Genomic DNA, 25,111 nt, shown 5'->3' with positions numbered 1-25,111 from the left:
TCTCCTATGGTTTTGATGATTTGTTCAGTCTTTGGGCTACGAGATGACCCGAGCCGCCGGAAAGCCCGGGACCGGGGTGGGTGGAAGCGCCTATATGCCACAGTCCCTTGACCGGGGTCCTGTGTCCCGCTGCCTCAGGGAAGGGACGCCACAGCAGATTCTGGAAGAGCTCAGCAGATCCCCCATAGGGGTCCCCTTTGACGGCGTTGGGATTCTCCGAGGCCAGGTCAGTTGGTGCCAGGATGTCCCATGCCAGGACTGAGTCGCGCGTACCAGGCGCGAACTGTTCAAGCCTGGACAGGACACGCTCCATGTACTGTTCCTTCAGCTCTGCGGACCAGCCGTCGTCCACGGCAAGCGCCCCTGCGGCATCCCCTTTGGGCGCGAAGGGTACCTCCTGCAGCTGCAACCAGAGCGTCGCCTTGCCAAGGGGCGCCCTTGATGGGTCGAGTACGCACTGCTGCCCGACCACCACTGTCGGCTCCGCCGGCAGCAAACCCCCTTCGGCTTGGGCGCACGCTATGCCGGTACTGTCGGAGCCGTTGCTCACGTGCACTAGGGGAACCGTGTTCAGTCTGGCGTCCAGCCATTCCACGGGTTTGTCCAGAGCGAGGTGGATCTGCATTGCGCCGCGGCCGTTCTGGTACCGTACGGCGGCTTTGGCTGCGCCCTCCGGTGCTTGGCTGAGTAGCCGGGAGTACAGGGCTTGCGGAGAGACATTGGCAAGGACCGTACTCGTGTCGATGGGGCCGTTGGACGTCTTCAGGCCCACAACCTTGCCGGCTTCCACGAGGACTTTGTCGACATCTGTATCCAACAGAATTCGTACGCCTTTTTCACGTAGCAGCGACTCAAAGGCGGCAACAAAGTTCGAGGCACCACCCTTGACCACCGGCAGGCCGTGAGCGTGCATGCTCATCGCCATGACGGGCAACATGACGCCGCCGGTGGCCTGGTCTGGGCCAAGACCGGCATGGAGCAGCCATGGGGACCAGAGCTGGTCTGCCTCCCACCCGTCAAACCGGCTCCTGAGGTAGTTGCGGCCGCTCATCACGGAGTCCCGCACGAAAGCCTCTGTGCCCTTGATCTTCCCTCGCTTCAAGGCACCGAAGGCGATTTTCAGGACCTGCTTGAAGGATCGAAGTTCGGCGCCGAACGCGCCGAAAACGGTGCCGGCGTTACGGCCGAGATCTTCCAGCATCGCAAGGTAAGCGCCGTCATCCTCCGGGGTATCGAACCCCGCCGCAGTGACACTCGGGTCGCGGTGGGCTATGACAACCCTCTGTGCACCGGTCCGGGGGTCGGCAGCCACGCTGGCTGTTACGGCGCCGTCGGCGTTGCAATATTCCAGCCCCCTTGAATGCAGTTCCTGTCCCAAGGACTGATAAGCGCCTCCCGAGACGAACAAGGGATGCCAGGAGGAGAAGGTGTCGTGGACAAAACCTGGCAGTGTCCGTTGCGAGGAGTGGATGAAGCCGCCAAGCCTGTCCTGCCGTTCGATCAGGCACACCTGCTTCCCCGCGAGGGCGAGTTCCGCTGCGGCCACCAGGGAATTGATCCCTGAACCGATGATCGCTATTTCGCTGGAGGTCATGGGGTGTCTCCGCTCTCAGAAGTCCGGATGGCTGGCGGTGGCGTGGTACTTCCCGCCGTGGAACACTAAGGGCGCCCCGCCCGGGTTTTCGTATTTCTCCACCTCACCCACGTAGATCACATGGTCGCCTGCGTCGTGCCGGGATATAGTCCTGCACTGGAACGTGGCCACGGCCCCATCCAGCAGGGGAACTCCTGCAATTCCTTCTGATGTCTCGGCTCCCTCGAATTTGTCGATAGAAGGAGTGGCGAATTGCCGGGACAGCACGTGTTGGTCGCTCGCAAGGATGTTGATCGCGAAATGGGTGGATTCCTCAAAGTCGGTGAGGCTTGGAGCCCGCTTGCTGGGGCACCACAGCACCAGAGGGGGTTCCATCGAGACGGAGGTGAAGGAGTTTGCTGTCATGCCCACTTTCCGTCCGTCCGCGGCAAGGGTGGTGACCACAGTGACACCGGTGGCAAACTGTCCAAGCGCGCCCCTGAATTCCCTCAGGTCAAAGGCGGCCAAGTCTTCCGATTTCTTGGACTGCACGAAGTCCGCCGCTGCTCCGGGGTCAAACCACCATGGATAGAAGGTTCGTGGATCATCAAATCCGGCCGCGATGCTTGAAGCCAGGGCAGGATGCGCCGAGGCATCGCCCAACGCCGCCTTCTGGTGTTCCCTGCGCGGCTTGAGCATGTCGTTCGTCCACGTGACCGCCCATTGACCCCAGCCACGCCAGAATTCGTCGAAGGTCCGTTCCATCCATTTCCGGTCGAATGGCTCCTGCCCCCTGCGAACGATGGAGTCCAGGTAGTACCGGGAAGCCAGGGTGGCGTTGTTTGAGCCTTGGCCCGTGAGTGGGTCGTTGAGCAGCACCGCATCTCCAAGGCCGAAAACCAGTCCGCCGTTAGCCAACTCCCCCACTGCGGAACGCACGGTAGGGGTGATGCGTCCCAGGAGAGTCGCACCTTCATCCGTGAGGACTGCATCCGCAAAGTTTTTTGCTTCGTGCGGGAAGTGTTCCTCCAGGATTTCCAGCGAACGCTGAAGCTGCTCGTCTGGCGTGCGGACGTCGGTCCAGCGGTCGATCGGACCGCCCACGACTCCCTCGAAGACCATCATTTGGCAGGGTCCGGAGACGGTCAGTCCGGGAAAAGTGAAGAATTCCCCGACCCCCGGCACCATCGACATGCGAATGCTGTCACCACGCTGCCCGGGCAGCTCTTCGGCGCCGGGCTCTTCTTCCGCCCCAGGCTGCTCCCCCGCCGGATTGCCAACAGTGACGTAGTTGAGTGCGAGGACCCGCTGAGGACGATCGAAGGGTGACTTGGACTTGTCCTTGGGAAAGACCTGGCCGATCTCGCCCTTTCCGGTGCTGACGATGACCAGCTCGTACTCGCGTGCGAGTTCCTCAAGCATGCGCGGCGTGACCTTCTCGATTCGGAAGTCCCCGCCGGCGGTTACGAACGCCTCGATCCAGGCGGCACTCTTGATCCGCTGGTCGATTGAGCGTGCCGGAGCATCCAGGGGGGCCTCCCAGTCAATCGGATCCGCCGATCCTCCGACGTCGACCCGTACTCGAATAGCATTGATCGCAGGCACAGCCCCGCTGTCATAGAGGCCGCTTAGCGCCGGGCCCAGCTGGGCCTCCGCGGCCAGTGCCGTAGCAAACATGCACTGACTGGACATGACCTTACCTGTCCGGATTTGGGAGGCTGAGCGATCCGAGAAGAGCGTCATCGCGTACCCCTCCCGTTGCAGGCCCAGGGCCAGCTGGGCGCCGGATTCACCGGCACCGATAATTGCAATCTTTCGCATTTCCAGCCTTTCTTCAATCGACGTTGTTCTTCAAATAGCCAGAGGGGCGGCTAGGAGACCCTGGCGGCGTCGACGCTCGCCAAATAGGCGGCCGCCTTGTCCGGATACATGAACCACTCCTGGAAATCCGGCGGATTGTTGAAGCCGTTCACGAACCGGTTGGCGATTTCCGCCGACTGGTTCGCTGCCCCAAGAAGCTCCAGAACATGCGGCGGGGGCGGAGCCAGGAGGGCATTTGTCCATTGGGCTACGTGCTTCGCGTAGTTCCAGTAGTTTTCGAAGGTGGCCTGCATAAAGGCAGCGTCGAAGACGCCGTCACCGTGTTCCTGGATGCTCTTCAGGTAGGAAGCCGCGCATTTGCTGGCGTTGTTGGATCCCTGGCCGGTAATTGGATCGTTGAGGACCACGACGTCGGCCAGGCCCAGCACGTGCCTGCCGCTGGGCAACGTAGCGATGGGGTGGCGGACCGTCGGCGGGAACCGTCCCTGCAGGAAACCGTTCGAATCGGTGAGTTCGACGCCGGAAGCACGGTCTGCTTCCCACGGGAGGAAGGCTTTGAGGATGTTCTTAGAGGTTTCCAAGTGCTCCTGCGGCGTGAGGCCCTTCCAGCAGTCCATCGGGCCGCCTGGAATGCCTTCGAAGACCATGATCTCGCAGGGCCCCGTGGTTGTCAGCGCGGGGAAGGCGAAGTATTCCCCGACCCCGGGGATGAGGTTGAAGGAAACGGCAGAATATTCCGCCCGGGGCGTCATGCCGCTCACGTACGTCAGGGCAAGTGCTCGCTGCGGTGCGTCGTAGGTGCTTCGCCCGGCGTCCCGGGTGAAGAGCTGCGCAATTTCGCCCTTGCCCGCAGCGACAATGACGAGATCGGATTCCCGGGCGTACCTTTCGAGTTCCTCTACTCCCGCATCCTCAAAAATCAGTTCGCCGCCTCGTTGAACAAAGGCTTCCATGAATCGCGGGAACTTCACTCGCTGGTCAATCGATTTGGCAGGGTTGTCCAGCCGGGAGGCCCAGCCAATGGCCTTTTCTCCCGGAGTTTCAGGATGAGGAACCGTGAACGAGATCCCGTCAACAGTCGGAGCGTCCGGCCAGAAATCCAGTTCGAGGCTGCGTTCATGTTCCAGGGCATCGTGGAAGATGCACTGGCTTGAGGAGACCTTGCCCTCCCGGATTTCCTCGGGAGTTCGGTTGGAAACCATGGTTACGGCGAACCCGCCATCCAGCAGCCCGATTCCCAGTTGCAGCCCCGACTGCCCTGCTCCAACGATGGTGATATGGCGTTGTGTCATGTTGTTGCCCCTTTGTCCTTAGATTTTCTCGGCATGCCTGAATGATTTCGGTCCCGCCGCCGCGAACACGGTATGGGAATCTAGTCCCATTGGGAGCGGGAAACTAGTTGATGGCCGGCCTTGGCGCCGGTTTGGGCAGGTTTGTTCCCATCCCTGGCGCGGTTCGTGAACCACCTTGACGTTCTTCACTTGCACTCACCTCTCTTCAGCCGCGAGCAGGGGTATGGTTTCCTCGGCGCGTTCCGGGCCCAACGCGGAGTACCCGCCGTCGACCGCCCAGTCGGCACCGGTGACGAAACTTGCCCGATCACCTGCGAGGAAGGCGACCACGTCGCCGATCTCCTCGGGACGGCCAACCCTCTTCAGCACATGGAAGGGCGCGGCCACAGAATCCGTCTTGCCGATGTTTCCGTTGCTGAGGGTATCCATGATGTTGCTCCAGACCCACCCCGGACTTACCGAGTTGACCCTGATGCCGTCCTTGGCGAAATCGACCGCCATGCTTCTGGTGAGTTGAACAAGGGCCGCCTTGCTGGCGGGGTAAAGCCATCTCCCGGTCTGGGCAATCGAACTGGAGATGGAAGTGAAGTTGACGATGGCTCCGTGCCCGGAGGCCTTCAGATGGGGCCGCGCGGCCCTTGCGGCCATCACAGCGCTGACCAGGTTGACGTTGAGTGCCTCAATCCAGTCGCTCCGGCTGGATTCCGCACCGTCGTCCTTATAAGTGCAGGCCAGGTTGACAAGGATGTCCACACTACCGTGCCGTGCGACAGTTTCATCCATAAGGCGGGACAGCGCCGCATCGTCGGTGATGTCAGTCAGCGAAAAGTGGATGCCAGCGCCGAGAGCATCGAGTTGAGCGCCTCCTGCGTCGTCAATATCTGCGACGACGACGGCGGCGCCCGCGTCGCGTAGGGCCGCAGCTACGCCTTGGCCGATCTTTGTCACGCCTCCGGTAACGATCGCGGTCCTGCCTGAGAGTCCGGACATCGCCAAACCTTTCATCGGTAATCAATGGTTGATTGCTTGGGTGGGACGGTCGCTTACTTCGCGGACGGCCTCGGGATTGGCCGTGGGTGAGTCCGTTCCCACTCCACGCGCCGCTCGTGCACGAGCTTGACGTTCTTCACTTCCGCTCACCTCGCTTAGGTGGATTCTTTGTTGCATTTGTATGACCTGCGTCATACTTGTCCTAGAAGTGACTCTATTCACACCCTGAAAACCGGTATATCCACTTGGCGCAGGGCTCATCCAAAAAGCGAAACCCGGGGAAGTCAGGTGCCCATTGGTCAGGATTCTTCCGCGCGACGTCTTGAGGGGCCTCCCCACCGTTGCCGCGACCGACGTCGATGACGCGCACGAAAAGATAGCCAAATTATTCTGCGGCCACGATCTCGTCCCCCGCACGCGTGGAACCTCCGTGGACATGAAGCTGCGATCCCTGCACAGAGGAGACGTCGGCATCGAGTACCTGGACTACGGGGCAGACGTCAGGATCGACCCCCAAGGCCTCGAAAGCTTCCATCTGATCCAGATTCCACTTGAGGGGCACGCCCGCATGGACGTGGGCTCAAGCACCGTGGATTCCAGCCCCAGAGTTGCGACCGTTCCACCCGTCGATCGCCCCTTTTCAATGGCCTGGGATCAAGGAACCCCCCATTTGATCGTCTACGTGCGCCGCCTGGCCCTCGCTACCATAGCCGAACAGGTCTATGGTGAGGCTGCCAGCAAGGCCCTGGACCTGGGCTATTCAATGAACCTCGCCACGGCTGCTGGGCGGGCCTTCCTAAGATCCGTCGTTGAACTTCACGATGACATGATCAGCGAGACCCCAGTCGCCGCTCCGGTTTTTGTCCGGAATCTTCTGGTGGACACCATGCTGTCCCGCCTGCTCCTGGCAATGGACCACACGCCCCCGGAAAGCGGTGACCGCAACCCGGATTCTGAGAGCAGATTAATTCGGCGCTTCAGGGAGCTCTTGGAACGTCATGCATCGGAGGACCTCGCCGTCCCTGACATGGCGGAGAACCTCGGGGTTTCGGTCCGCACCCTTCAACTCGCCCTACGCTCCGAGACAGGGGCAACGCCGTCGGAACTGCTGCGCAGGGTACGGCTGGACCGTGCCCGGGAAATGCTTCTCGAGGCGGAGCCGGGCGAGCAAACCATCATTTCGATAGCGGAGCGCTGCGGATTCTCCCATCAGGGACGCTTCTCGGCATTGTATCTGGACACCTTTGGGGAATTGCCCTCTGAGAGCATTCGGAGGTAGAAGCCGCAGGGGAACGCCCTGCTGACGATCGCTAGGATCTCGAGTCAACAGGGTACGGAGGCCACTTCAACGAAGAGATGTTCACGTTAGACGGCGCTGTCACGGTTAGCACCTCCGCGATTCCCTTCCGATAAGAGTTGCGCGGCCGGCCGCAGCGAACCGGCACGTGTGACGCACGTCAGTTCGAAGCCGCGTGGATCGCGCCACGCGCCATTACGCCTCCGAAGGCGTCACTAGCTTCACCGAAGCCGGGATCGGCGGCGGCTGGATCGGCCACAGCCCGGTGGAACTGGCCGCCTACCAGCGCGCAGCAGCTAACGGCAGGCTGCACGCCCGGGCCACGACAGCACCCTTAGGAAATGTCAGGCCCACAAACTTTTTCGGCGGGTGACGGACGCATCCGCGGCGGGGTCCCCCACGTCAACCCTGGCGGTCGGTGGTGTCCTCAGGCAGTGGCGTGGCTGCTGGCTGGCAGTCGCAGGAAGATCGCGACCACGACGGCGGAGACCATGCAGATGAGAGCGTTGATACAGATTGCTGCCTGGAGCCCGGGAAGGAGCGTGGAGGCAGCGAAGGCAGTCACGATTGCCGACATGACCGGGGTACCGAGAGTGATGCCGACCTGCTGGCTCATCGTGATCAGGCCGGTGGCGAGGCCCTGATGTTCGGCCGGCACTCCGGTGGTGGAAGCGACGGTGTAGCCGACGATCGCGACAAGGTTGGCCACGCCGCCGATGAAGGTGACGGCCAGCAGCGGAATGACCCAGGTCTGGTTGTCGGAGACGAAGGCGAGCGGGAGGGTCGCGGCGCCCTGGATGATGAAGCCGATAACGATTGCATTCTTGGCGTTGGTCTTTCCGATGACTTTCGGAGCGATGAGTCCGCCGAGGACGGTCCCGATGCCGAGCCAGGCGAAGATCAGGCCTGCGGTGACGGCGTTGAATCCGAGGGTTTCCTGCAGGTAGAGAGTGAGCGGGAACACCAACGAGGTCTCGGTCGCGAAAGCCAGGAGCCCGGCGAAGTTGCCCCAGGCGATGTTCCGGCGCTTCAGCAGCGCCGGGGCGAGGAGGGGTTCGGGGACACGGGATTCGATCCGCAGGAAGACCGCGAACAGGACCGCCGCTGCAAGGATCGGACCCCAGGCGAGCGGGTCGGCCCATCCGGTCTCACCGGCGGTGGTGATGCCGTAGACGAGGGAGACCAGGGCAAGCGTGACGGTGATCGCGCCGGGAGCGTCAAGGCGGGGTCGGCGTTCGGTGGGCTTGTCGGTCAGCGCGAACGGAGCCGTGGCCAGGACGAACAGGGCGACGACGACGTTGATGAAGAAGGCCCAACGCCAGCTCACCAAGCCGGCGAGCACACCGCCGAGGGCGGCACCGGTGGTGAACCCTGCGGCCATGAGGGCTCCGCTGAGGCCGAGGATGCGGGCGCGGGCCGACCCTTCGGCGAACATGGTGGTGAGCAGTGACAGGGCCGCCGGGGTGACAGGTCACCCCACGAACTTCAGTCAAGGACCCTCGATCGTGGAGCGTCGCTCAGTCCCGGCCAGCACCGGGCCGGCTACAGCACCCCCATCGGGCTGATCGTCCAGGACGGTGACAACCCCTTCTACACCGCCGTCGCGCGGGGCGCCGAAGACCACGCTTTGGAAAACGGCAGCGCAGTCATCGTCGGCAACAGCGACCACAGTCCTGAAAGGCAGGCCCCCTATATTGACCTGTTTGAAGAGCATCGCGTCCAGGGCCTCCTCATCGCGCCCGTCGGGGACATCACGGACCGGATTGAGCTGCTGAAGAAGCGCGGGATTACTGCCGTCGTTGTGGGTCGGCCGGAATACGGCGCCCAATACAGTTCGGTGTCCATGGACAACGTGGCCGGCGGCTACCTTGCCAGGGAGCTAGCCTGGAAATATTTGCCACCGCTGAGCAGGACGTGATGGCAGGACGCCGCGTCGGCTCAGAGCTTGTACGTCGCCGTCCGCCAGAAGTGCCGGACGGTTTGTTCTGCACCAACGACCTCCGGGCCATCGGTGCCATGCAGTCGATCCTCCAGGACAGTAAGCTGCGACTCCCGGAGGACATCGCGATCATCGGCTACGACGACATTGACTTCGCGCAATCGGCAGTTGTCCCGCTGTCATCGATTCGGCAGCCAGCCCGCCCGATCGATCGGCAAGACACAAGTCCGTCTTCCGGCTTCCTCAGGCAACGGGAACGTTTAACGGGGAGCCCGCCGCGCCCCGAAGGGTACCGGTGGAGATGATCTGCCCGTCCTTGATGACGGTACGCGTCTTGCTTTCATCCCAGAGGATCGAGGGTTCATGGAAGGGATTCCCGTCGAGCACAACCAAGTCCGCACAGGATCCTCCGGCGATGCGTCCAAGGTCACCGCGCCGAAGCAGGGCGGCGTTGGTTGATGTTGCCGAGCGGAGGGCGCCGTACACGCCAAGCACTTCAGACTGCAGGCGGAGTCCGGCCAGTTGCTCATCCTCGAGTTCACCCATGAGGTCTGTTCCGAACCCAATCCGGACCCCGGCATCTCGGGCCAGTGCCACGGCGTTCCTCCCCGCCTCCAGCACTTCCCGGTTCTTGGCCGCTCCCACTTCGGTGAGGCCGACTTCCTTGCCGCGCCGTTCCATGGCTTCGTAGGTCACCAAGGTGGGGACTAGATAGACATCATTGTCGGCCATTAGCTGGGCGGTTTCCGCGTCCAGCAGGTTGCCGTGTTCGATGCAGCGAACCCCGTTAAGTACTGAATGGCGAATGGCCTCGGGCGAATATGCGTGAGCCGTGGCGTAGCTGCCCCGGCGGGAAGCCTCTTCCGTTACGACGCGGATTTCCGCCGCGCTGTACTGCGGAACCCGAATCGGATCGACCGGTGAAACGACCCCTCCGGAGGCCATTAGCTTGATAGCGGAGGCGCCTGTGCGAAACCGGTGACGCACGGCCCGCAGCAGGTCTTCGGCGCCGTCCACCACTTCGCACATGTGCCCGCCATGGAAGCATCCTCCATGGTTCGCGGCCCGGATATCGCCGTGGCCGCCTGTCTGGCTTAGCGCCGGGCCGGTGAAGAAGTAGCGCGGACCAGGGTACAGACCCTCCTCGATGGCGCTGGCAAGGCCAACGTCACCACCGGCTACGTCACGAACCGCAGTGAACCCGCGGAGCAGTGTAGCCGCGAGGCGCCTTGCCCCGGCAAGGGCGGAATAGCTCAGTGGCCCCGTCTCGTTCCTGGCGGACGTCAGGCTGAGCGCGTAAGCATGAAAATGCGCATCGATAAGTCCTGGAATGACGGTTCGGCCGCCGGCGTCAAGGACGGCACCGGTCTCTTCCACCTCCCGGCCTACGGCGGTGATCCGGCCGTCCCGGATGCTGATAGAGCCCTCAATCAGCTCAGGTGATTCACCGTCGAAGATTAGGGCGTTCCGTATTGTCAGGCTTTTCGGAGTGGTCACGTGCGGTTCCTTCCTGTTGTCCCCCGCGGGCGGGCCCCCAATTGGTGCCCGCCCGTGAAGGAACTAGTTGACGGCGGTAAGGGCTTCTTCGAGCAGATGGACAGACCGCCGTGCGACGTCGACGGCTGCGTCCACCGAACTCTGGTCGTAGCTGCCCTCAGGGCCGAGGAAGTTCATGGATCCGATAGTCTGGCCGTTGCTCACGACCGGAACGTTGACGATGGCCCCGCAGTCCAGTGACTCGATGGTTGCCGAATCAAAGAAGAATGCGCGGACCGCTTCCTTATCCGCCCCCAGGAACGGCCGCTGTCCGTTCAGCACCTGCTCCAGCCACCCGGGGTTCGTGTCCCCGGCGAGGGTCTTCTTCCCGCCCACCGGATAGACATCGGGATGGGTGGTGTAGACGCGGGCCATACTGGCGCCATCGTCGGCGATGACAGAGGCGGTAAAGAGTGTGACGCCGACTGTTTCCATGGCGTTGGCATATACGTCGTCAAAGGATTCGAACTGGGAACTCATGGAGTCCTCTCTTTCTGGATGGGAACCTATCCGCTGGTGGGGCTTAGTAGCCATAGTGCGTCTTGGCGAAGTCCTCGGTGATGAAACCATTGACGATGTCGTAGGTGATGTCCTCGCGGGAGCGCTTGGAGACGTCTCCGAAGCCGCCGCCCCCGCCCACGGCGAGGCGGACGACGTCGCCGGCCGTGACCTTGCGGGCATTCGCCTTCAGCGTGCGGACCTCATCAGCGCGGCCGGGGTTAATCACAACTTCCGGGCCCTGGGCGTCTGATCCGCCGAAGAGCCCCCAGGCGGGAGTCTTCGACCGTTCGAACCAGAGCCCGACCACGCAGTCGGCCAGGAATTCGTATTCGCGCACCACGCCGTTGCCGCCGCGGTACTGGCCGGGGCCTCCGGAGTTGGGGCGGATGGAGTACTCGTTGATCCGGAACGGGTAGCGGGTTTCCAGCATCTCGATGGGCAGGTCCTTGAGGGAGCCGTTGACGTTATTGATCATGGCTGATTCACCATCCGTGCCCTCCCAGGCACCCCAGCCGCCGAGGGTTGCTTCCATGGTGACGAAGTTCCGGCCGAAGCGGGTGTCGAAACCGGCGGCGGTGATGATCATTGAGTCACCGTGGCTGGCGCTGGCAACGCGTTCCGGCATGGCAGGGGCCATCGCCTTAGAGACGAGGTCGATCAGCAGCCCAAGGTGGGAGAAGTACCACTGGCACGGGGCCGGCGTTACGGCCCCGAGCACTGATCCGGACCGCACCTGGGTGGTCATTGGCCGGAAGGAACCGCCGTTGGAGTTGGACTCCGGGCTGACAAGGAGTTTGTAGCCCACGCGCAGTGCCGAGACGGCCTGGGCAGCACCACAGTTGACCGGACCCATAGTCTGGTCCGCCGATCCGGTGACGTCGAAGTCAACGGTGTCGCCGGCTACAGTGATCCGCAGCCTGATCGGAATGGGAGTGTCCAAATTGATGCCGTCGTTGTCCAGGAAGCCCTCGGCTTCGTAGACCCCGTCCGGGATGTTGCGGACGGTCACACGCTCAATTTCCTCCGTTTGACGGAAGATCTCATCCCGGGCGGCATCCAGCTGCTCCGTCCCGTACCTGCCCACGAGCTCTTTCATCCGGGTGGTCCCCATCCGGAGGGCTGCGATCATCGCATGCATGTCACCAATGGTCTGGTAGGGGAAGCGCACGTTGGTCCGGATCAGGTCCACGACCGATGTCTCGACTCCGGCTTCGACCAGCTTGACCGGCCCCATTCTGAAGCCTTCCTGGAAGATATCTGTCGAGTCCATCGAGCCGCCCACATCTTTGGACCCCATGTCCATCCAGTGCGCACGGGTGGCGGCGAATCCGACCACCGTGCCTTCGTCGAAGATTGGGGCAAAAAGGGTCACATCGTTCAGGTGGGTGCCGCCCAGGTATGAGTCGTTGAGGATCCAGATGTCGCCTTCCTGCCAGACCGCGCGGCCGTACATCTCCTCCACGGCGATGGAACAGGTTTCGAGGTTGCCGAGGAACAGCGGCAGGCCGGCGGACTGCCCGAGCACGCGGTGTTCGGTGTCCAGCAGGGCCACGACGCAGTCCCCGCCCTCGTAGAGGATGGGTGAGTAAGCGGAACGGATCAGCGTGGCGTTCATGTCATCCGCGGCGCTGGTGAGCGCGTTGCGGATGATTTCCACGGTGACGGGATCCAGGGTTTTGACTGCTGCAATTGTCATTTTGGTACCTCAGTTTCCTTCGACGTCTTCAGAGCGGATGACCAGTGAGCCGAACTCGTCGACCTTGACATTGAACCCTGGGGGAACCACGGTGGTGGCGGTCTGCTCCACGATGATGGCTGGTCCTTCGAATGTATGGCCGGCGCCGAGGTCATCCCGGCGGACCACGATGGTGTCCTGCTCGACGTGGTCAAAGACCACCCGGCGGATTTCGTGCTTGAACTCCGGGCCCCGTGCGGTGACGTAACTGGGAGCTTCCAGCCGTCCCAGGTCGCCGACGGCCTGCGTGCGCAGCGTGACGATTTCGATTGGGGCGCCGAGGTTGGAGTGGCCGTACCGCTCGTGGTACATCGCGGAGAAGCGGACAGCGAGGTTGGCGACGAAGTCCGGAGACTCGGGTTCGTCAGCGGAGGTCAGGGGAACGTTCAGGGAGAACTCCTGCGATTGATACCGGACGTCCACGGACGCCGTCGTGGCGCGGCTTTCCTCCGGGACCCCTTCCGAGACCAGTGACGACAGGCCTTCAACTTCCATGGAGCGCAGGATGCCGGCCATCTCTGCCACATCGATGTCTTCATCGAGGAAGAAGTAGGGTTCGGAAAAGTCCTTGCGGATGTTGGTTTGCAGCATGCCCCAGGCCGAGAAAGCGCCGGGGAAGCGGGGAACGACCGTTTCCGGGATGCCAAGTTCCTTAGCGAGGAAGACGGCGTGCATGGGTCCGGCTCCGCCGAAAGCCACGAGGGCAAAGTCGCGGGGTTCGATGCCGCGGGAGATGGTGATGGTCCGGATGGCCTGGGCCATCTGCGAGTTGGCGACGTCGCAGATGCCTTCGGCCATGGCGATGGGGTCCAGGCCGAGCTGGTCGCCGACTGTTCTAAGGGCTGTTATCGCGGCTTCACGGTTCAAGGCGACCTGTCCGCCGGCGAACCAGCCGGGGTCGACTCGACCGAGCACCAGGTTGGCGTCGGTAACGGTGGGTTCCGTCCCGCCGCGGCCGTAGCAGGCCGGCCCGGGGTTGGCTCCTGCGGAACGCGGTCCCACCCGCAGGCCACCGGCTTCGAGCCAGGCGACGGAGCCGCCGCCAGCGCCGACGGTGTGGATGTTCACGACGCTCATGAGCATCGGCAGACCTTCAAGGTGGGCCTCCGTGGAGACGTCCGGCTTACCGTCGACCACCAAGGAAACGTCAAAGGATGTGCCGCCCATGTCCACACCGATGAGGTTGCGGTTTCCCGAGACACCGGCCAGTTCGACATCGCCCATGGCACCGCCGACGGGGCCGGAAAGCAGTGTCTGCAGCGGGCGCTTACGGGCGGACTCGGCGGTAAGAACGCCGCCGGAGGACTGCATGATGTGCAGCGGGGCTTCCACTCCCCGGTCGGCGAGTTTCTCTTCCAAGTCCAGGAGGTAGTTGCGCACGACCGGACCCGTGTAGGCCTCGACGACGGCGGAGGACGTGCGTTCGTATTCGCGCCATTCCTTGGCTGCTTCGTGCGAGAGGGAGACTGTGAACTCTTCCCCGAGTTCCTCGATCAGGATTTCGCGGGCCCTCAGCTCGTGCGAGGGGTTCTTGTAGCTGAACAGGAACGCAACGGCGACGGCGCCGTAGCCCTCCTCCACTGCCCGGCGCGCTGCTTGGCGGACTGCCAGTTCGTCCAAGGGCCGGAGTTCCTGGCCTTGACTGTCCAGCCTGCCACCGACACCGATGACGTCCTTGCGCTCGACCAGCGGGGCAGGCTTGCGGTACTGAGCATTGTAGAGCTCAAGACGGGGGCCGCGGGCGATGTGATAGGTATCTTCGATACCGGCCGTTGCCAGCAGTAGCACAGGAACTCCACGGCGTTCGAGGAACGCATTCAGGCCCTGGGTGGTGCCGTGGACCAGGAAATCGATGTCCGATAGATCATCGACTATCGATTCGAGGCCTGCGATGACACCGGCACTCAGGTTCCCTGGCGTGGTTGACGCTTTCGTTGCCGCGTAGGTTCCGGCGTCCTGATCGTACGCCACAATGTCCGTAAAGGTTCCGCCGATATCCATCGACACCCTGTAATTCGGCATGTGTATCTCCTCATGATTCTGGATGGCACTTTGTGTGTGGGATCACGCTACCTACGGGGCCGACCAAGACGATGGGCATACTGCACCATTCTGCTAAAGCTGGACGGGCAGAGTGCATAAAGACGGTTGGCAGTTACGCCCCGCACCATTCCAGTCGCGGCAGGCAGGAACGGCAGAAATAGACCGGGTCTGTTCGCCACTTTTGCCGGGTCCTGTTGAATGCCCGGCGTCAGTCGCGAAAGCCTTCGAACCAGCGGACAGAGATCCGTTCAATATCTTTCACAACAAGAAAGTGATTCTGGCCTGCGCGGACGGGTGCGCGTTTTGGACAGTAGTGCGTAGCGCCCAAACGGGCACATCAGAAAAGTGCAAGCTGAACACTCTCTGGGGGTTCTCGATTTGTAGTGTGAGTGCAATCACTCGGCGGGAGGCTAGGAAGAGCTACTCCGAGTGGAGGCTTGGGTGAGCTGCTCCGAGGTGAATTCCCTAATATATCCGGACTGTTCTCCGTGCCCAGAAACACCGCGTGTACTTCTTATCCTGTCCAAAATATCGGAGGTCAAGACATGTCCAGCATCGACCCACTCATTTCAGGGCAAGCGCCGGGGACGGCGAGCCCGCCTCGCTCCATGGCCGTCGGGCACGCGTTCCGCGACATGCCTTTCGGGTCCATCCACTTTAAGATCTGCGCGATCCTCTTCTTCGCTTTCGCAATCGAAGCCTGGGAAATGCTCATGCTCACCTACGTTGCTGGTGATCTGGCTACCAGCCTGCAGGTCGGCACGACGCAGGTAGGAATCGCCATCTCGGCGCTCTTCCTGGGCATGATCCCCGGGTCGCTGGTCTGGGGGCCCATCTCTGACCGGATCGGTAGGAAAGCCACGTGTGCATGGAGTTTCGCCGGTTATGGCGTCTTCACGCTCCTGAGTTGCTTCGCACCGAACTTTGAGACCCTCTCGGTGGCCCGCTTCCTCTCCGGGCTGTTGTTCTCCGGCGTCTTCACTGTGACTTTTCCCTATTTTGAAGAACTGCTCCCGGTTAAGGCCCGCGGAAAGGCCACAGTTTATCTGGCCGCAGGGTGGCCGATTGGTATCCTGGCCGCCCTCGGTACTGCTGCTCTGATCGGAGGGCACGGCTGGCGCTGGGTCATTGCTGTTAGCGCACTTGCCAGCCTGTGGGGCATCGTTCTCTACAAGGTCGTTCCGGAATCCCCGTACTGGCTCGCGAGGCGGGGGCGGAACGAAGAGGCGCACGATGTCCTCGACTATCTGGGAGCACGCGGCATCTCCCGTGGCACCATTTTCACCGTTTCGGAGGGCAAGAAGCAGTCCATCTGGGGCCTCTTCAAGGGGAGGATGGGCCGGATCACGGTCATTCAAGTCCTCATCAACTTCACCTTCTCTTGGGGCTACTGGGGACTTCAATCGTGGATGCCAACATTGCTTGAAGGTCGGGGGCTGAGCGCCTCATCGAGTTTTGCCTTCATTGCCCTGAGCGCGGTCCTCATGATCCCCGGATACATGACGGCCTCCTACCTGACCGGACGCTTTGGCCGCAAATGGATATTCACGATCTACGTCCTCGCCGCGGCTGGCGGCGGCTTCTTCTTCGCGACAGCCTCAACCGAGACCGAGATGTATCTCGGCATGTTCTCACTGGCCTTCTTCGCTCTGGGAGCCTGGGGTGTCTGGGACACGTGGATGGGCGAGCTCTATCCCTCGGCCCTTCGTGGCTCAGGTTACGGGTTCGGGATTTTCGGTCAGCGCGTCGCGAATACGGTCGCACCGAGTCTTGTCGGGTTCCTCCTAGCCTCCGCCGCCGGAGCCACCTCGACAATTCTGTTCATCAACATGTTCTTGTTTGTCACGGTCATCCTCGGCCTGTTCTTGCCTGAAACCGAAGGAAGTGAATTGGAATGATCACCCCCACCGACAACCTCTACGATCTCTCGGAGAACGCCAGAATCCTGTGGATCAACCCGCTCTACACCGATGCGTACAACCGGGCGATGGCGGATTCCTTCCGCCAGATAGTCCGTCCGGGCACCGAAGTTGATGTCGTTTCCCTTGACGGAGAAGGCCCCTCCCACGTTGAATACAACGCTTTCGAGGCACTTATGCTTCCACAGCTGTTGCGAACGGTGCGGTGGGCGGAAGAAGAAGGCTATGACGCCGCCGTCGTCGGCTGTTTTTACGACCCCGCGCTGCGTGCGGCACGCGAGATCACCGATCGCATGGTGGTTGTGGGGCCGGCCCACTCGGCGCTGAGCATCGCCGGAAGTCTGGGCGAGCGATTCTCCATCCTCGTAGGACGGAAAAAGTGGATTCCCGAGATGGCCGAGAACGTCCATCGTTGCGGAGCATCAGAACGCCTTGCCTCATGGCGCGTGCTCGAGATGGGGGTCGATGACTTCCAGGAGGACCCGGCACTCACGGAAAAGCGGATCATGACCGAAGCCCGCAAGGCCGTGGAGCAGGACGGCGCAGACGTCGTCATCCTCGGCTGCACGGCGGAATTCGGATTCTTCCGAACGGTTCAAGAGGAAATCGGCGTACCCGTGATTGACGCGACTGTGGCCCCGCTCAAACACGCCGAGCAGCTCGTCGACTCGGTTCGTCGGTTCGGTTGGACGCACAGCAAGCGCCTGGGCTACGACGGGCCCACGGCCCAAGAACGCCAGCGGTTCTTCCCGGCTCTCGAGCCAAAACACATGGTGTCAATGACCACAGTGTCCTCGTAAATCACGATGTCCTCGCTTGCCTTGACATCCCATGATCGAGGCAGGCGGGGGAACCCTTGCCAGTCACCAGCAATGCGGGGACGGGTAACCGCATCCTTCCCATAACCCCGGCGGCATCAGCGCCGGCTAACCCAATCAAAATCAAACGTGCATACAGCACCACGCATAAACGGAGGTACGGCGATGTCCAAACGGACCCTATGTATCAACCCAACGTCGCCGCATTCGCTCTCAACCGGGCAGATCTAACCGGAACTTTCGGATGCCCAGGCCTGCTCTGTTTGGATGCAATATCTCACTTCCTACTTCGCCTTCGCGGAGGCAGCCAATCTCGGACGCGAAGACACAGTCCTCGTCACTGCTGCCGCCAGTTCGGCCGGGCTTGGCGCCATCGAGATCGCACGAGCGCTTGGGGCGAAGGTGGTCGCGACGACACGGTCGGAGAAGAAGCGATCGCTCCTCCTCGAGGCCGGCGCAAACGAAGTAGCCCTCGTGGGAGTCGACGACCTCGGCGAGGTCATCGACCGCGCCACCGATGGCAAAGGCGTGCGGGTCGCTTTCGATCCAGTCGGAGGAGAGTCCCGCGGCACCTACGTCGATCACCTCGCACCCAACGCCGTCATTTTCGGATACGGAACGCTGAGCGATTTGCAGCCCGTCATCCCTATGGCCGCAATGTGCAGAACTCAATCGGTATTCCACCCGTACTCAATGTTCAACCACGTCGGACGCGCCGATGAGCGGCGGCGGGGTGTCGACTTCATCCTTGAGCGGATTAGCTCCGGGGCCCTGCGGCCGAGGGTCGACAGGGTCTTTAGCTTTCGACCAAGTCCTTGATGCCTACCGCTACATGGAGTCGAACGAACAGTCAGGGAAGATTGTCGTCGAAATAAGCTAGCCCCGACCGGCTTGGATCCGTGTTCGTGGAACAGTCCGGCGGGCACGGACCGGGGTCGGGCTCAGGCATGGACTGCGCCGTCACGGACTGCTGACGGATGTCGACGCGCGCCGTACTCGTGCCGCAGCACTTTGGCGATGAGGTGGACGGACAGCAGCTCAGAGGGGATATCAAGCGGGACACCGAGTTCCCGTGCCCGGTTAAGCCGGGCCTGCAGGGTGTTCCGGTGCAGGTTGAGGGATTTCGCAGCGAGGCTGACCGAGCCGCGGTGATCGAGGAAGGCGGCCACTGCGGTAATGATCACGTCGCGGTCAGGGGAGGTCATCAGTCGCGGCAGTGATAGTTCTGCGACGAGCGCGACGGCGTCCATGTCGACGAAGGTCGTGGCCGCGGCCACCCCGAGGCCGGCGAAGCCTAAAACCGTGCCGGGTCCCGTTGACCGGGCGGATTCAGCGGCCAGCCGCGCCTCACGCACGATCAACGCCAGCGCCGGAACATCCTCCTGCCATCGGGACAGTCCCGCCACCAGGCCAAGCTCGGCAAGAGCTGGCCCCAGACGTGTCCTGGTTCGGGTTTCGAGCTGGGTCGAGGCGTCCTGATCTCCGGCCGGTACGAGCGTCAGCCAACCGCCTTGAACCTCAGCCAAGGGGCTGCGTACTGTGGCCTTGCGCCAGAGCAGGCGCAACACGGCCGTCAGCTCGGGCCGATGGTCTTGCACCTGCCCGCTGCGGAACCACACGGCCACATACGGCTCCCCCTCGCGCCAGCCCAACTGGTTCAGCAGATGTCGGTGTTTTTCCTCGAACTCCGCGCCTGACGCGGCGGGGTCCTGATCCAACCCGGCGATCGCTGCTGTGGGAACGGCCCGGGCAGTGCTGAGTAGGTCCTCCAACAGCCAGGCAGCCTTCACCGCGGGGGTGGCTACCTCAAGGATTGAGCGGACCAGCCGCAGGTTGTGGACTCCGGAAGTGGGCACGCGGGCCGTGAGGGTGAAGCGGACGGCGCTATTGGCCTCGCCGACTTCCACGGTGATGACTTCGTCAGTTTCCCGTGGAGGCATTCCGGCGGAGGCCAGAACCACGCCGTCGTACTCCAGCGAAACTCCGGACCCGTCCAATTCCCTGGAAATTGTCTTGAGGACATCACCGAGTGTAGTGTCCCTTGCGACTGTCCGGGCAACCCTGGCCAGTTCCGCATCGACCACTGACAGGGCCGCTCCGATCTCGGCCGCCAGTGCCAAGGCAAGCGCTGCAGGTTCCCCGTCCGTGGCCAGCAGCGTGATGCCCAACCGCTCCGCCAGTCCGACCGCCGCGCTTGCATAGGCGCTGCCGGCCACGACGACGGCGCTGGCCCGCCGCTCCCAGGCGTGTCGCAGCGCCGCGGACACAAGCCAACCCCCTGATCCCATCTCTGAGGAGAGGACCACCACAGTATTGGGCCGCACCTGCCGGATTGCCTCAAGCTGGGAGACGAGAACAACACTTTCTATCAGCCCGCTGGATGGAGTGAGATATAGCGGCGTGGTGCCACGGAGGGAGCCGTGCGCCAATAGCCCGGCGACATCGAGGCGGGTTTCATTTTTCGATCTACGCATGTCGCCGCCTTGGGTGCGCGATCGGAATGCCGAAGGCCTTTGGCTCGGTGAGATCTAGCCCTGCCTCCGTGTACCACTGCGCCGCTGCCGTGATCTTCACTATGTCGATGACGTCGCCCACCTGGACGTCGTCGATGTTGACCACCGTGCCCTGCTCGGAATTGAGTAGCGTCACCATGTCCGGGACGGCTGCTGTTACCGCACCATCCACGAGGACCAGCAGGATCTCATTCTGGATTTCAAGACGGACGATGCGTCCGGTGGTTTCGTCTTCGAGCGTTAGGCTGGATGGCTGCGCCGGCAGGCCGAGGTCGGTGGGCCGGGAGAGGCTTTCGATGTGGCTCACGCGGGCCCGGGCGATGCGCGTGGCGTCCAGGAGATCGGCGAGCAACAACAGCTCTCAACTGGAGTGCTCGCGTCGAGGATTTGCCCGATCCGGATCATCCGGCTGATGGAGCCATGGACGCCATGCTCCTTCAGCTGTTGTGCGGAACACGGATACATGGCGGTGGCTGCCCACCCGCCGAGTTCGGTCACCAGTGCACGCACCAGCGTTTCGGCCCGCTGTGGGCTTTCGACCTCAACCACCGCCCGTTCCCCGGTTACGCCCATGAGCGCGATAGGGCCGATCGCCACGTTTCCAATGTTCAGAGTTGTCTGGCTGATCAAGGGGAAAACGCGGCCCATGGGGTCGGAATCGATCACGGGCAGCGAGGACTGCAGCCCGACCATCAGAGGAACGATTCCGTTGATGTTGGCGGCGGCGAGCGAGTAGATCGCCCTCACCCTCCGGCCGAGACTGGCTTCGATGGCACTGATGCAGCCGAGGAACTCATCGCCCACGGGAGGCATGTCGGCGATGAAAAGGCCTTGCGTTACCATTCCGACCGCCACCACCAGATCGTCGGGAGCAAGCTCGTCGACGGTGATGAGTTCCAATGACCGGTCCTCCATCGCCCGCTGAATCATCTCTGCGTAGATGTAGATGGCCGTCGGGTCGATGGTGCAGGTCAGGAAGTGGGCCCCTGTGCGGAGGTTCCGGATGTCCTCGGTAGTGAGTACGGTGCTCATGGGTTGGTTCCCCGGGCGGCTGCGGGCAGCACGTGTTCCTCGTCGGCGGACGTTTCTCCTGCCGCTTGGACCCGGATTCGAACGATTCCGGGGTTGCCGTAGGGCATGGCGTAGACGTTCGATTCAAGGATGCGGGTTTGCCCGGGGCTGGCGCCTAACTGGACCGCCGAGGAGTGGGCATCCTCTTCGGCGAGATTCTGCACGCGTTTCAGGTCAACCCGGCCGCTGACGGTCTCCAGCCTGTCGATCCACGACGTCAGCGGGGCCACGGCAGATCCCACCAGTGCTGCGTCCTGCGCACCCGGCAGAGTTGGCACCAGCCCGAAGGGCACCGCACTCTCCTGCCACTCGCGGAGGTCGGCAATCACGGAGGGAATGTCTGTGCGAACCGGATGGTGGACGGTGTATGGCTCGAGAATCGCGGCGTTGCTGGCGAGGCTCGCCTCAAATCCTTGGCGAATGAGACTTCTGGCGACAGGCAGGCCTCCGTGGGTGTGGCCAACGGTGGCCCCATCCTCCATGCAGAGAATGACTTCCCCCTCGGGGATTCCCGCCAACGTGGCCGCGCCAAGGATTCCCATCGCGGGCTCGGCCCGCAACCCGTGGACAGGCGCCAAGGTCAGCCGTGACAGAGGTGCGCGTCCGCCGTCGTTCTTTGCAAACGACACGCGGGCGGCCGGGAAGTGGCGCCGGCCTGCCTCCTCAAGCATCGCTGCCAGCTCTTCCCCCGTCTCCATCAGGGCGCTGTTAAGGATGGCCGTGTAGTCGCGGTCCCGGAAAACACTGGAATAGAAATCACTGGAAATACTGATCCGCATATCTCTATCGTTGCTGAGGATGGCATCGGCTATTCGCGTTTCATGGTCCTTTGAGGCCGTCGAACCGACGGAAGTGATCGCAACGTTCCGTACGTCACCGGCAAGGATGCTGGGGAGATCGGCAAGGAACGCCTCCAGGTCCAACCGGGCCAGAGGCCGTCCCCGCAGGTCGTGACCCCCGCGGACATGGACGGTCCGGGTCACTGCCGGCTCAACAAGGGGCGGCAGCACGGTCATGTGGAAGGCGTCCGCGGGGGGACGGGGCGAAATGCGGATGGCGACAACGTCGGCCAGTTTCCGTTCCACCAGGACCCGTCCGACGTCGGCAGTGATCCGAGTGATGCCTGACCCGAACTCCCGACGAAGCCCTGACAGGGACGATTCCAAAGCTTCCGACAAGCTGCCCCCGTGCACCTCCCGAGCGGCGGAAACTACAGTCCGCCGGTCTAGTACAACGGTCCGGCAGCTGGATCCCTGCAGCCGCAGTCCTACTCTCATTGTTCAGCTTCCTGCCTGGCGTCTGCCAAACGGTGAGTACCTTCGGGGTGGTGAATATCTTCCAAGTATGTATGGTCCACCACTGGCCGTCATCTCATGGGGTGCGGTTCAGAAAACGGAAAAAATGACACGCTAGGGCCTAGCCAGTGGTCGTAAGGGCCTGAGATTGCCTGTTCCCATCTGGTGGTGCTGCGCCAGGTGTAGCGGGCGGTGAGATTGATGTGTTCCCGTTGCTGTTCAGACCCGCGGTCCGGAATCTCACCCGAGCCGTTTGAAGAACACGGCCCTGGCGAGTGCGTGCCTCGCCCAGGCAATGAATGCGTTCACACCGTTTTAGTGACCTTCTTCAGCCCGGCAGGTTTGTCTGGGTCGATCCCCCTGCCCAGGGCCAGGTTCAGGGCCAGTTGCTGTAGAGGGATGATCTCAATCAAGGGGATGAGCGCCGGGTCGATGACTTGCGGGCCGGTTCCCCCGGGAAGTCCAAGTTCGATGATCGTGCCGCCGAGCTCCAGTGAGGCTTCAACAAATGCCTGTGCGGATTACGCGGCAAGAGTAAGCACCCAGGTCATGAGGCGAGCCCGGTGATCATGACCACGACTTCGTTGTGGGCTGGTCCTCGACCAGCGCAAGGTCCTGGTATACAACTTCGACGCCTTTGGCCCGGAGAGCATCCGGAATGTCCAGATATCAAGCCTGCGCCAGGACGCCCCGCAACCAGGATGGGACTGTCTACTTCGTTTGGCCTACATAGCAACTTCGTTTGGCGGTTCCACGCGGTATCCCGAACCCTTCGAGGAGGGCGGGCACGGGCCGATCGGCTCCGCCTCATCCGGACCGGAACCGGACGGCATCCCGCCTAGCGTTCCCGGACCTAAGCTCCGCCTCAAGGCGCCGGTTGTCGGCTTCCAGGACCAGGACCATCCGGATGCCCGCTAGGTTCAAACCCGATTCCAGAAGCTCGCCGATCCGCCGCAACGTCGCCAGATCGTCCTCGCTGTACTGGCGGGTCCCACCCAGGGTCCTGCCCGGTTCCAGCAGGCCCTTGCGTTCATAGAGACGGAGGTTCTGTTGACCCATGCCCACCAGCTCGGCGGCCACTGAAATCGCGTACACACCCCTGCCCCGGTCCTTCGCCTGGCCCATCGGGTACCTCCAAAGTCTGCCCAAAATTAGCCTTGCCCTGACCCACTCATAGTGCTATAAGAAATATATACCAGCCACCATAGATCGGCTGGGTTTACAACGAAGTACACAGCAATCTGCAAGGAGTGACATACCATGCTGATGCGAACCGACCCGTTCCGCGAATTCGACCGACTGGCCCAGCAGGTACTCGGAACGACGGCAAGGCCCGCGGCGATGCCGATGGACGCCTGGCGGCAGGGCGACGATTTCGTGGTCGCCTTCGATCTACCCGGAGTCACCGTCGACTCGGTGGACATCGACGTCGAACAAAACGTCCTGACCGTCAAGGCCGAGCGCCCGGACCCCGTCGGCGAGGACACGGAACTGATTGCCTCCGAACGCCCCCGCGGCATCTTTAGCCGCCAGCTCATCCTCGGCGACGCACTGGACACGAACGGCGTCAAAGCAAACTACGACGGCGGAGTCCTGACCCTGCGGATCCCAGTGGCGGAGAAAGCAAAGCCACGCCGCATCGAAATCGAAACCACCGGAAAACAGCGCCAGGAGATCAACGCCTGAGCACCGACGCAGCCTCCCGGACCGGGAGCACCGCAGCGGCCAACACCTAAGAGGGCGATGGAGTTCACAGACCACGCCACAGCGCCGGTAGCGCAAAATAGAGGCCCCCAAGGATGACTCCCGCAACGATGGTCCCCGGCTGAACGGACCGGGGGCCATCCCTGTCTCTCACGTGGACACACACCAGACCCACCGATGAAAACCAACGACCCGGACCCCTACGACATCCTGCACATCACCCCTGCCGCCACGGCGCGGGAAGTGGGCCGCGCCTACCGCGCGCTCATGCGCAGCCGACACCCCGACACCCGGCCGGCCCGCGAACACGGCAGCGGCCCCGTCCCGACGGCGCCTTACTCACAGAAGGATCTCCAAGACGTCATGAACGCCTATGCCATTCTCGGGAATGCGGAAAAGCGGGCAGCCTACGACAGGAACCACCCGCGGCCCGCGCCAACCCCGTCGACGCCCCGGAAACCCTTGGCACGGCCGCAAGGCCCGCTGCTTCCGCCTGCCTCGCTGCTGATCGGACCGGTCATCTGGGAGCCCTCCACCGGACGGTCCCGTGCACTGCTGGCGTGGCCGGGCGGATCTCCCCCGCCCGCCTACACGTTGATCCTGCGGATCCCCCGCTGACCACCGTCTGCCCCAAAACACAATGACCAAGGAGACCCAATGAGTGCCTGGCGTCCGTACGACAGCCAGTTGTTGCCCGCGTTCTACGAACGTTTTGAGGAGCGGTGGGGCAAAGGAACAGCGCCGTTCCTGGACCCCGAGACCCACGAACAACCCATGCCCCGGGCGCAATGGATCAACGTCGACACCGGCGCCGCAGTGGCTGTCGTCCCGATCTGGACCGAGGACCCTCAACATCGCTCGTTCGGGGTCTTCTACCTGCCCCCGGCCAGGGACATCTGGGTCCTGCGCCCCGGTTACACGAACTACCTCGAAACCGACCCCAAGAACCCCGAGCAAGCCACCCTGCGCAACGACGCCTTCAGGAAAGCCGTCGCACATGCCAAAGAGTTCATCTACGGAACCCAACCCTGAAACCGTGCCCGACCACCCGGGCCCTGAGAGAA

23 protein-coding genes and 1 pseudogene are annotated in these 25,111 nt (G+C 62.6%); 10 read left to right on the top strand and 14 right to left on the bottom strand.

What is annotated here, in order from left to right; all coding sequences use genetic code 11:
* Positions 1-4: 4 nt before the first annotated feature.
* The 4 genes from AB4Z38_RS07460 to AB4Z38_RS07445 form a co-directional block, all read right to left on the bottom strand.
* Positions 5-1,594 carry a phytoene desaturase family protein gene (locus tag AB4Z38_RS07460; RefSeq protein WP_441429138.1) on the bottom strand — a complete coding sequence of 530 codons (1,590 nt, stop codon included), beginning with the start codon at positions 1,592-1,594 and terminating at the stop codon, positions 5-7.
* A 15-nt stretch (positions 1,595-1,609) separates the two neighbouring features.
* Entirely contained in the window at positions 1,610-3,394 is a 1,785-nt protein-coding gene (locus AB4Z38_RS07455; RefSeq protein ID WP_441429137.1) for a flavin reductase, read from the bottom strand.
* Positions 3,395-3,444: 50 nt separating this feature from the next.
* Positions 3,445-4,686 carry a styrene monooxygenase/indole monooxygenase family protein gene (locus tag AB4Z38_RS07450; RefSeq protein WP_441429136.1) on the bottom strand — a complete coding sequence of 414 codons (1,242 nt, stop codon included), beginning with the start codon at positions 4,684-4,686 and terminating at the stop codon, positions 3,445-3,447.
* Positions 4,687-4,881: 195 nt separating this feature from the next.
* Positions 4,882-5,676 carry an SDR family oxidoreductase gene (locus AB4Z38_RS07445; RefSeq protein ID WP_441429135.1) on the bottom strand — a complete coding sequence of 265 codons (795 nt, stop codon included), beginning with the start codon at positions 5,674-5,676 and terminating at the stop codon, positions 4,882-4,884.
* Positions 5,677-5,971: 295 nt separating this feature from the next.
* On the opposite strand from AB4Z38_RS07445, the gene AB4Z38_RS07440 reads away from it, so the two are divergent.
* Both AB4Z38_RS07440 and AB4Z38_RS07435 read left to right on the top strand, forming a co-directional pair.
* Positions 5,972-6,955: an AraC family transcriptional regulator gene (locus AB4Z38_RS07440; RefSeq protein WP_441429134.1), complete on the top strand. Its 984-nt coding sequence runs from the start codon at positions 5,972-5,974 to the stop codon at positions 6,953-6,955.
* Between the two features lie 193 nt (positions 6,956-7,148).
* The gene (locus AB4Z38_RS07435) at positions 7,149-7,346 is read left to right on the top strand and encodes a hypothetical protein (protein WP_441429133.1); all 198 of its coding nucleotides are present in this window, start codon (positions 7,149-7,151) and stop codon (positions 7,344-7,346) included.
* 54 nt (positions 7,347-7,400) lie between these two features.
* Here the strand turns inward: AB4Z38_RS07435 and AB4Z38_RS07430 are convergent.
* Positions 7,401-8,429 (bottom strand): annotated as a pseudogene (locus AB4Z38_RS07430) (MFS transporter); the annotation flags it as partial.
* 99 nt (positions 8,430-8,528) lie between these two features.
* Between AB4Z38_RS07430 and AB4Z38_RS07425 the strand changes: the two are divergent.
* Positions 8,529-8,891, top strand: a complete 363-nt coding sequence (locus AB4Z38_RS07425; RefSeq protein ID WP_441429251.1) for a substrate-binding domain-containing protein — start codon at positions 8,529-8,531, stop codon at positions 8,889-8,891.
* A complete protein-coding gene (locus tag AB4Z38_RS07420) occupies positions 8,891-9,217 on the top strand; it encodes a substrate-binding domain-containing protein (protein WP_441429132.1) in 327 nt (108 codons plus the stop codon). The genes AB4Z38_RS07425 and AB4Z38_RS07420 overlap by 1 nt, the downstream gene beginning before the upstream one ends.
* On the opposite strand, the gene AB4Z38_RS07415 is transcribed toward AB4Z38_RS07420, so the two are convergent.
* From AB4Z38_RS07415 to AB4Z38_RS07400, 4 genes are all read right to left on the bottom strand, one after another.
* Positions 9,156-10,409 carry an amidohydrolase family protein gene (locus AB4Z38_RS07415; protein WP_441429131.1) on the bottom strand — a complete coding sequence of 418 codons (1,254 nt, stop codon included), beginning with the start codon at positions 10,407-10,409 and terminating at the stop codon, positions 9,156-9,158. The genes AB4Z38_RS07420 and AB4Z38_RS07415 overlap by 62 nt on opposite strands.
* A gap of 63 nt (positions 10,410-10,472) precedes the next feature.
* Entirely contained in the window at positions 10,473-10,928 is a 456-nt protein-coding gene (locus AB4Z38_RS07410; protein ID WP_441429130.1) for a GAF domain-containing protein, read from the bottom strand.
* Between the two features lie 43 nt (positions 10,929-10,971).
* Entirely contained in the window at positions 10,972-12,645 is a 1,674-nt protein-coding gene (locus tag AB4Z38_RS07405) for a hydantoinase B/oxoprolinase family protein (RefSeq protein WP_441429129.1), read from the bottom strand.
* Positions 12,646-12,654: 9 nt separating this feature from the next.
* Positions 12,655-14,706, bottom strand: a complete 2,052-nt coding sequence (locus AB4Z38_RS07400) for a hydantoinase/oxoprolinase family protein (RefSeq protein ID WP_441429128.1) — start codon at positions 14,704-14,706, stop codon at positions 12,655-12,657.
* Positions 14,707-15,272: 566 nt separating this feature from the next.
* Between AB4Z38_RS07400 and AB4Z38_RS07395 the strand changes: the two genes are divergently transcribed.
* From AB4Z38_RS07395 to AB4Z38_RS07385, 3 genes are all read left to right on the top strand, one after another.
* Positions 15,273-16,625 (top strand): MFS transporter, encoded by a 1,353-nt coding sequence (locus tag AB4Z38_RS07395; RefSeq protein ID WP_441429127.1) that lies wholly within the window; start codon positions 15,273-15,275, stop codon positions 16,623-16,625.
* Positions 16,622-17,446 carry an aspartate/glutamate racemase family protein gene (locus AB4Z38_RS07390; protein ID WP_441429126.1) on the top strand — a complete coding sequence of 275 codons (825 nt, stop codon included), beginning with the start codon at positions 16,622-16,624 and terminating at the stop codon, positions 17,444-17,446. The genes AB4Z38_RS07395 and AB4Z38_RS07390 overlap by 4 nt, the downstream gene beginning before the upstream one ends.
* Positions 17,447-17,731: 285 nt before the next feature.
* Positions 17,732-18,283, top strand: coding sequence for a zinc-binding dehydrogenase (locus AB4Z38_RS07385; protein WP_441429125.1), 552 nt, complete (start codon positions 17,732-17,734; stop codon positions 18,281-18,283).
* Between the two features lie 122 nt (positions 18,284-18,405).
* Here AB4Z38_RS07385 and AB4Z38_RS07380 read toward each other — a convergent pair whose 3' ends face one another.
* The 5 genes from AB4Z38_RS07380 to AB4Z38_RS07360 form a co-directional block, all read right to left on the bottom strand.
* On the bottom strand, positions 18,406-19,938 hold the full coding sequence (locus tag AB4Z38_RS07380; protein ID WP_441429124.1) for a PucR family transcriptional regulator: 1,533 nt from the start codon (positions 19,936-19,938) through the stop codon (positions 18,406-18,408).
* Positions 19,931-20,329 (bottom strand): S-methyl thiohydantoin desulfurase domain-containing protein, encoded by a 399-nt coding sequence (locus AB4Z38_RS07375; RefSeq protein ID WP_441429123.1) that lies wholly within the window; start codon positions 20,327-20,329, stop codon positions 19,931-19,933. The genes AB4Z38_RS07380 and AB4Z38_RS07375 overlap by 8 nt, the downstream gene beginning before the upstream one ends.
* Complete coding sequence (locus AB4Z38_RS07370) at positions 20,281-21,009, bottom strand: DUF917 domain-containing protein (protein WP_441429122.1); 729 nt, start codon at positions 21,007-21,009, stop codon at positions 20,281-20,283. Before AB4Z38_RS07370 ends, AB4Z38_RS07375 begins: the two co-directional genes overlap by 49 nt.
* Positions 21,006-22,226, bottom strand: a complete 1,221-nt coding sequence (locus tag AB4Z38_RS07365) for a hydantoinase/oxoprolinase N-terminal domain-containing protein (RefSeq protein WP_441429121.1) — start codon at positions 22,224-22,226, stop codon at positions 21,006-21,008. Before AB4Z38_RS07365 ends, AB4Z38_RS07370 begins: the two co-directional genes overlap by 4 nt.
* A gap of 924 nt (positions 22,227-23,150) precedes the next feature.
* Complete coding sequence (locus tag AB4Z38_RS07360) at positions 23,151-23,468, bottom strand: MerR family transcriptional regulator (protein WP_441429120.1); 318 nt, start codon at positions 23,466-23,468, stop codon at positions 23,151-23,153.
* A 135-nt stretch (positions 23,469-23,603) separates the two neighbouring features.
* On the opposite strand from AB4Z38_RS07360, the gene AB4Z38_RS07355 reads away from it, so the two are divergent.
* The 3 genes from AB4Z38_RS07355 to AB4Z38_RS07345 all read left to right on the top strand — a co-directional run bounded on the left by AB4Z38_RS07355 (position 23,604) and on the right by AB4Z38_RS07345 (position 25,079).
* Positions 23,604-24,029, top strand: coding sequence for an Hsp20/alpha crystallin family protein (locus AB4Z38_RS07355; protein ID WP_441429119.1), 426 nt, complete (start codon positions 23,604-23,606; stop codon positions 24,027-24,029).
* 195 nt (positions 24,030-24,224) lie between these two features.
* Entirely contained in the window at positions 24,225-24,665 is a 441-nt protein-coding gene (locus AB4Z38_RS07350) for a J domain-containing protein (RefSeq protein ID WP_441429118.1), read from the top strand.
* 39 nt (positions 24,666-24,704) lie between these two features.
* Entirely contained in the window at positions 24,705-25,079 is a 375-nt protein-coding gene (locus AB4Z38_RS07345) for a hypothetical protein (protein ID WP_441429117.1), read from the top strand.
* Positions 25,080-25,111: the final 32 nt, after the last annotated feature.

The organism is Arthrobacter sp. 2RAF6, assembly GCF_052115205.1.
Lineage (GTDB): Bacteria > Actinomycetota > Actinomycetes > Actinomycetales > Micrococcaceae > Arthrobacter.
The sequence above is the reverse complement of the archived record's forward strand: the minus strand, read 5'-3'. Positions and strand labels throughout refer to the sequence as shown.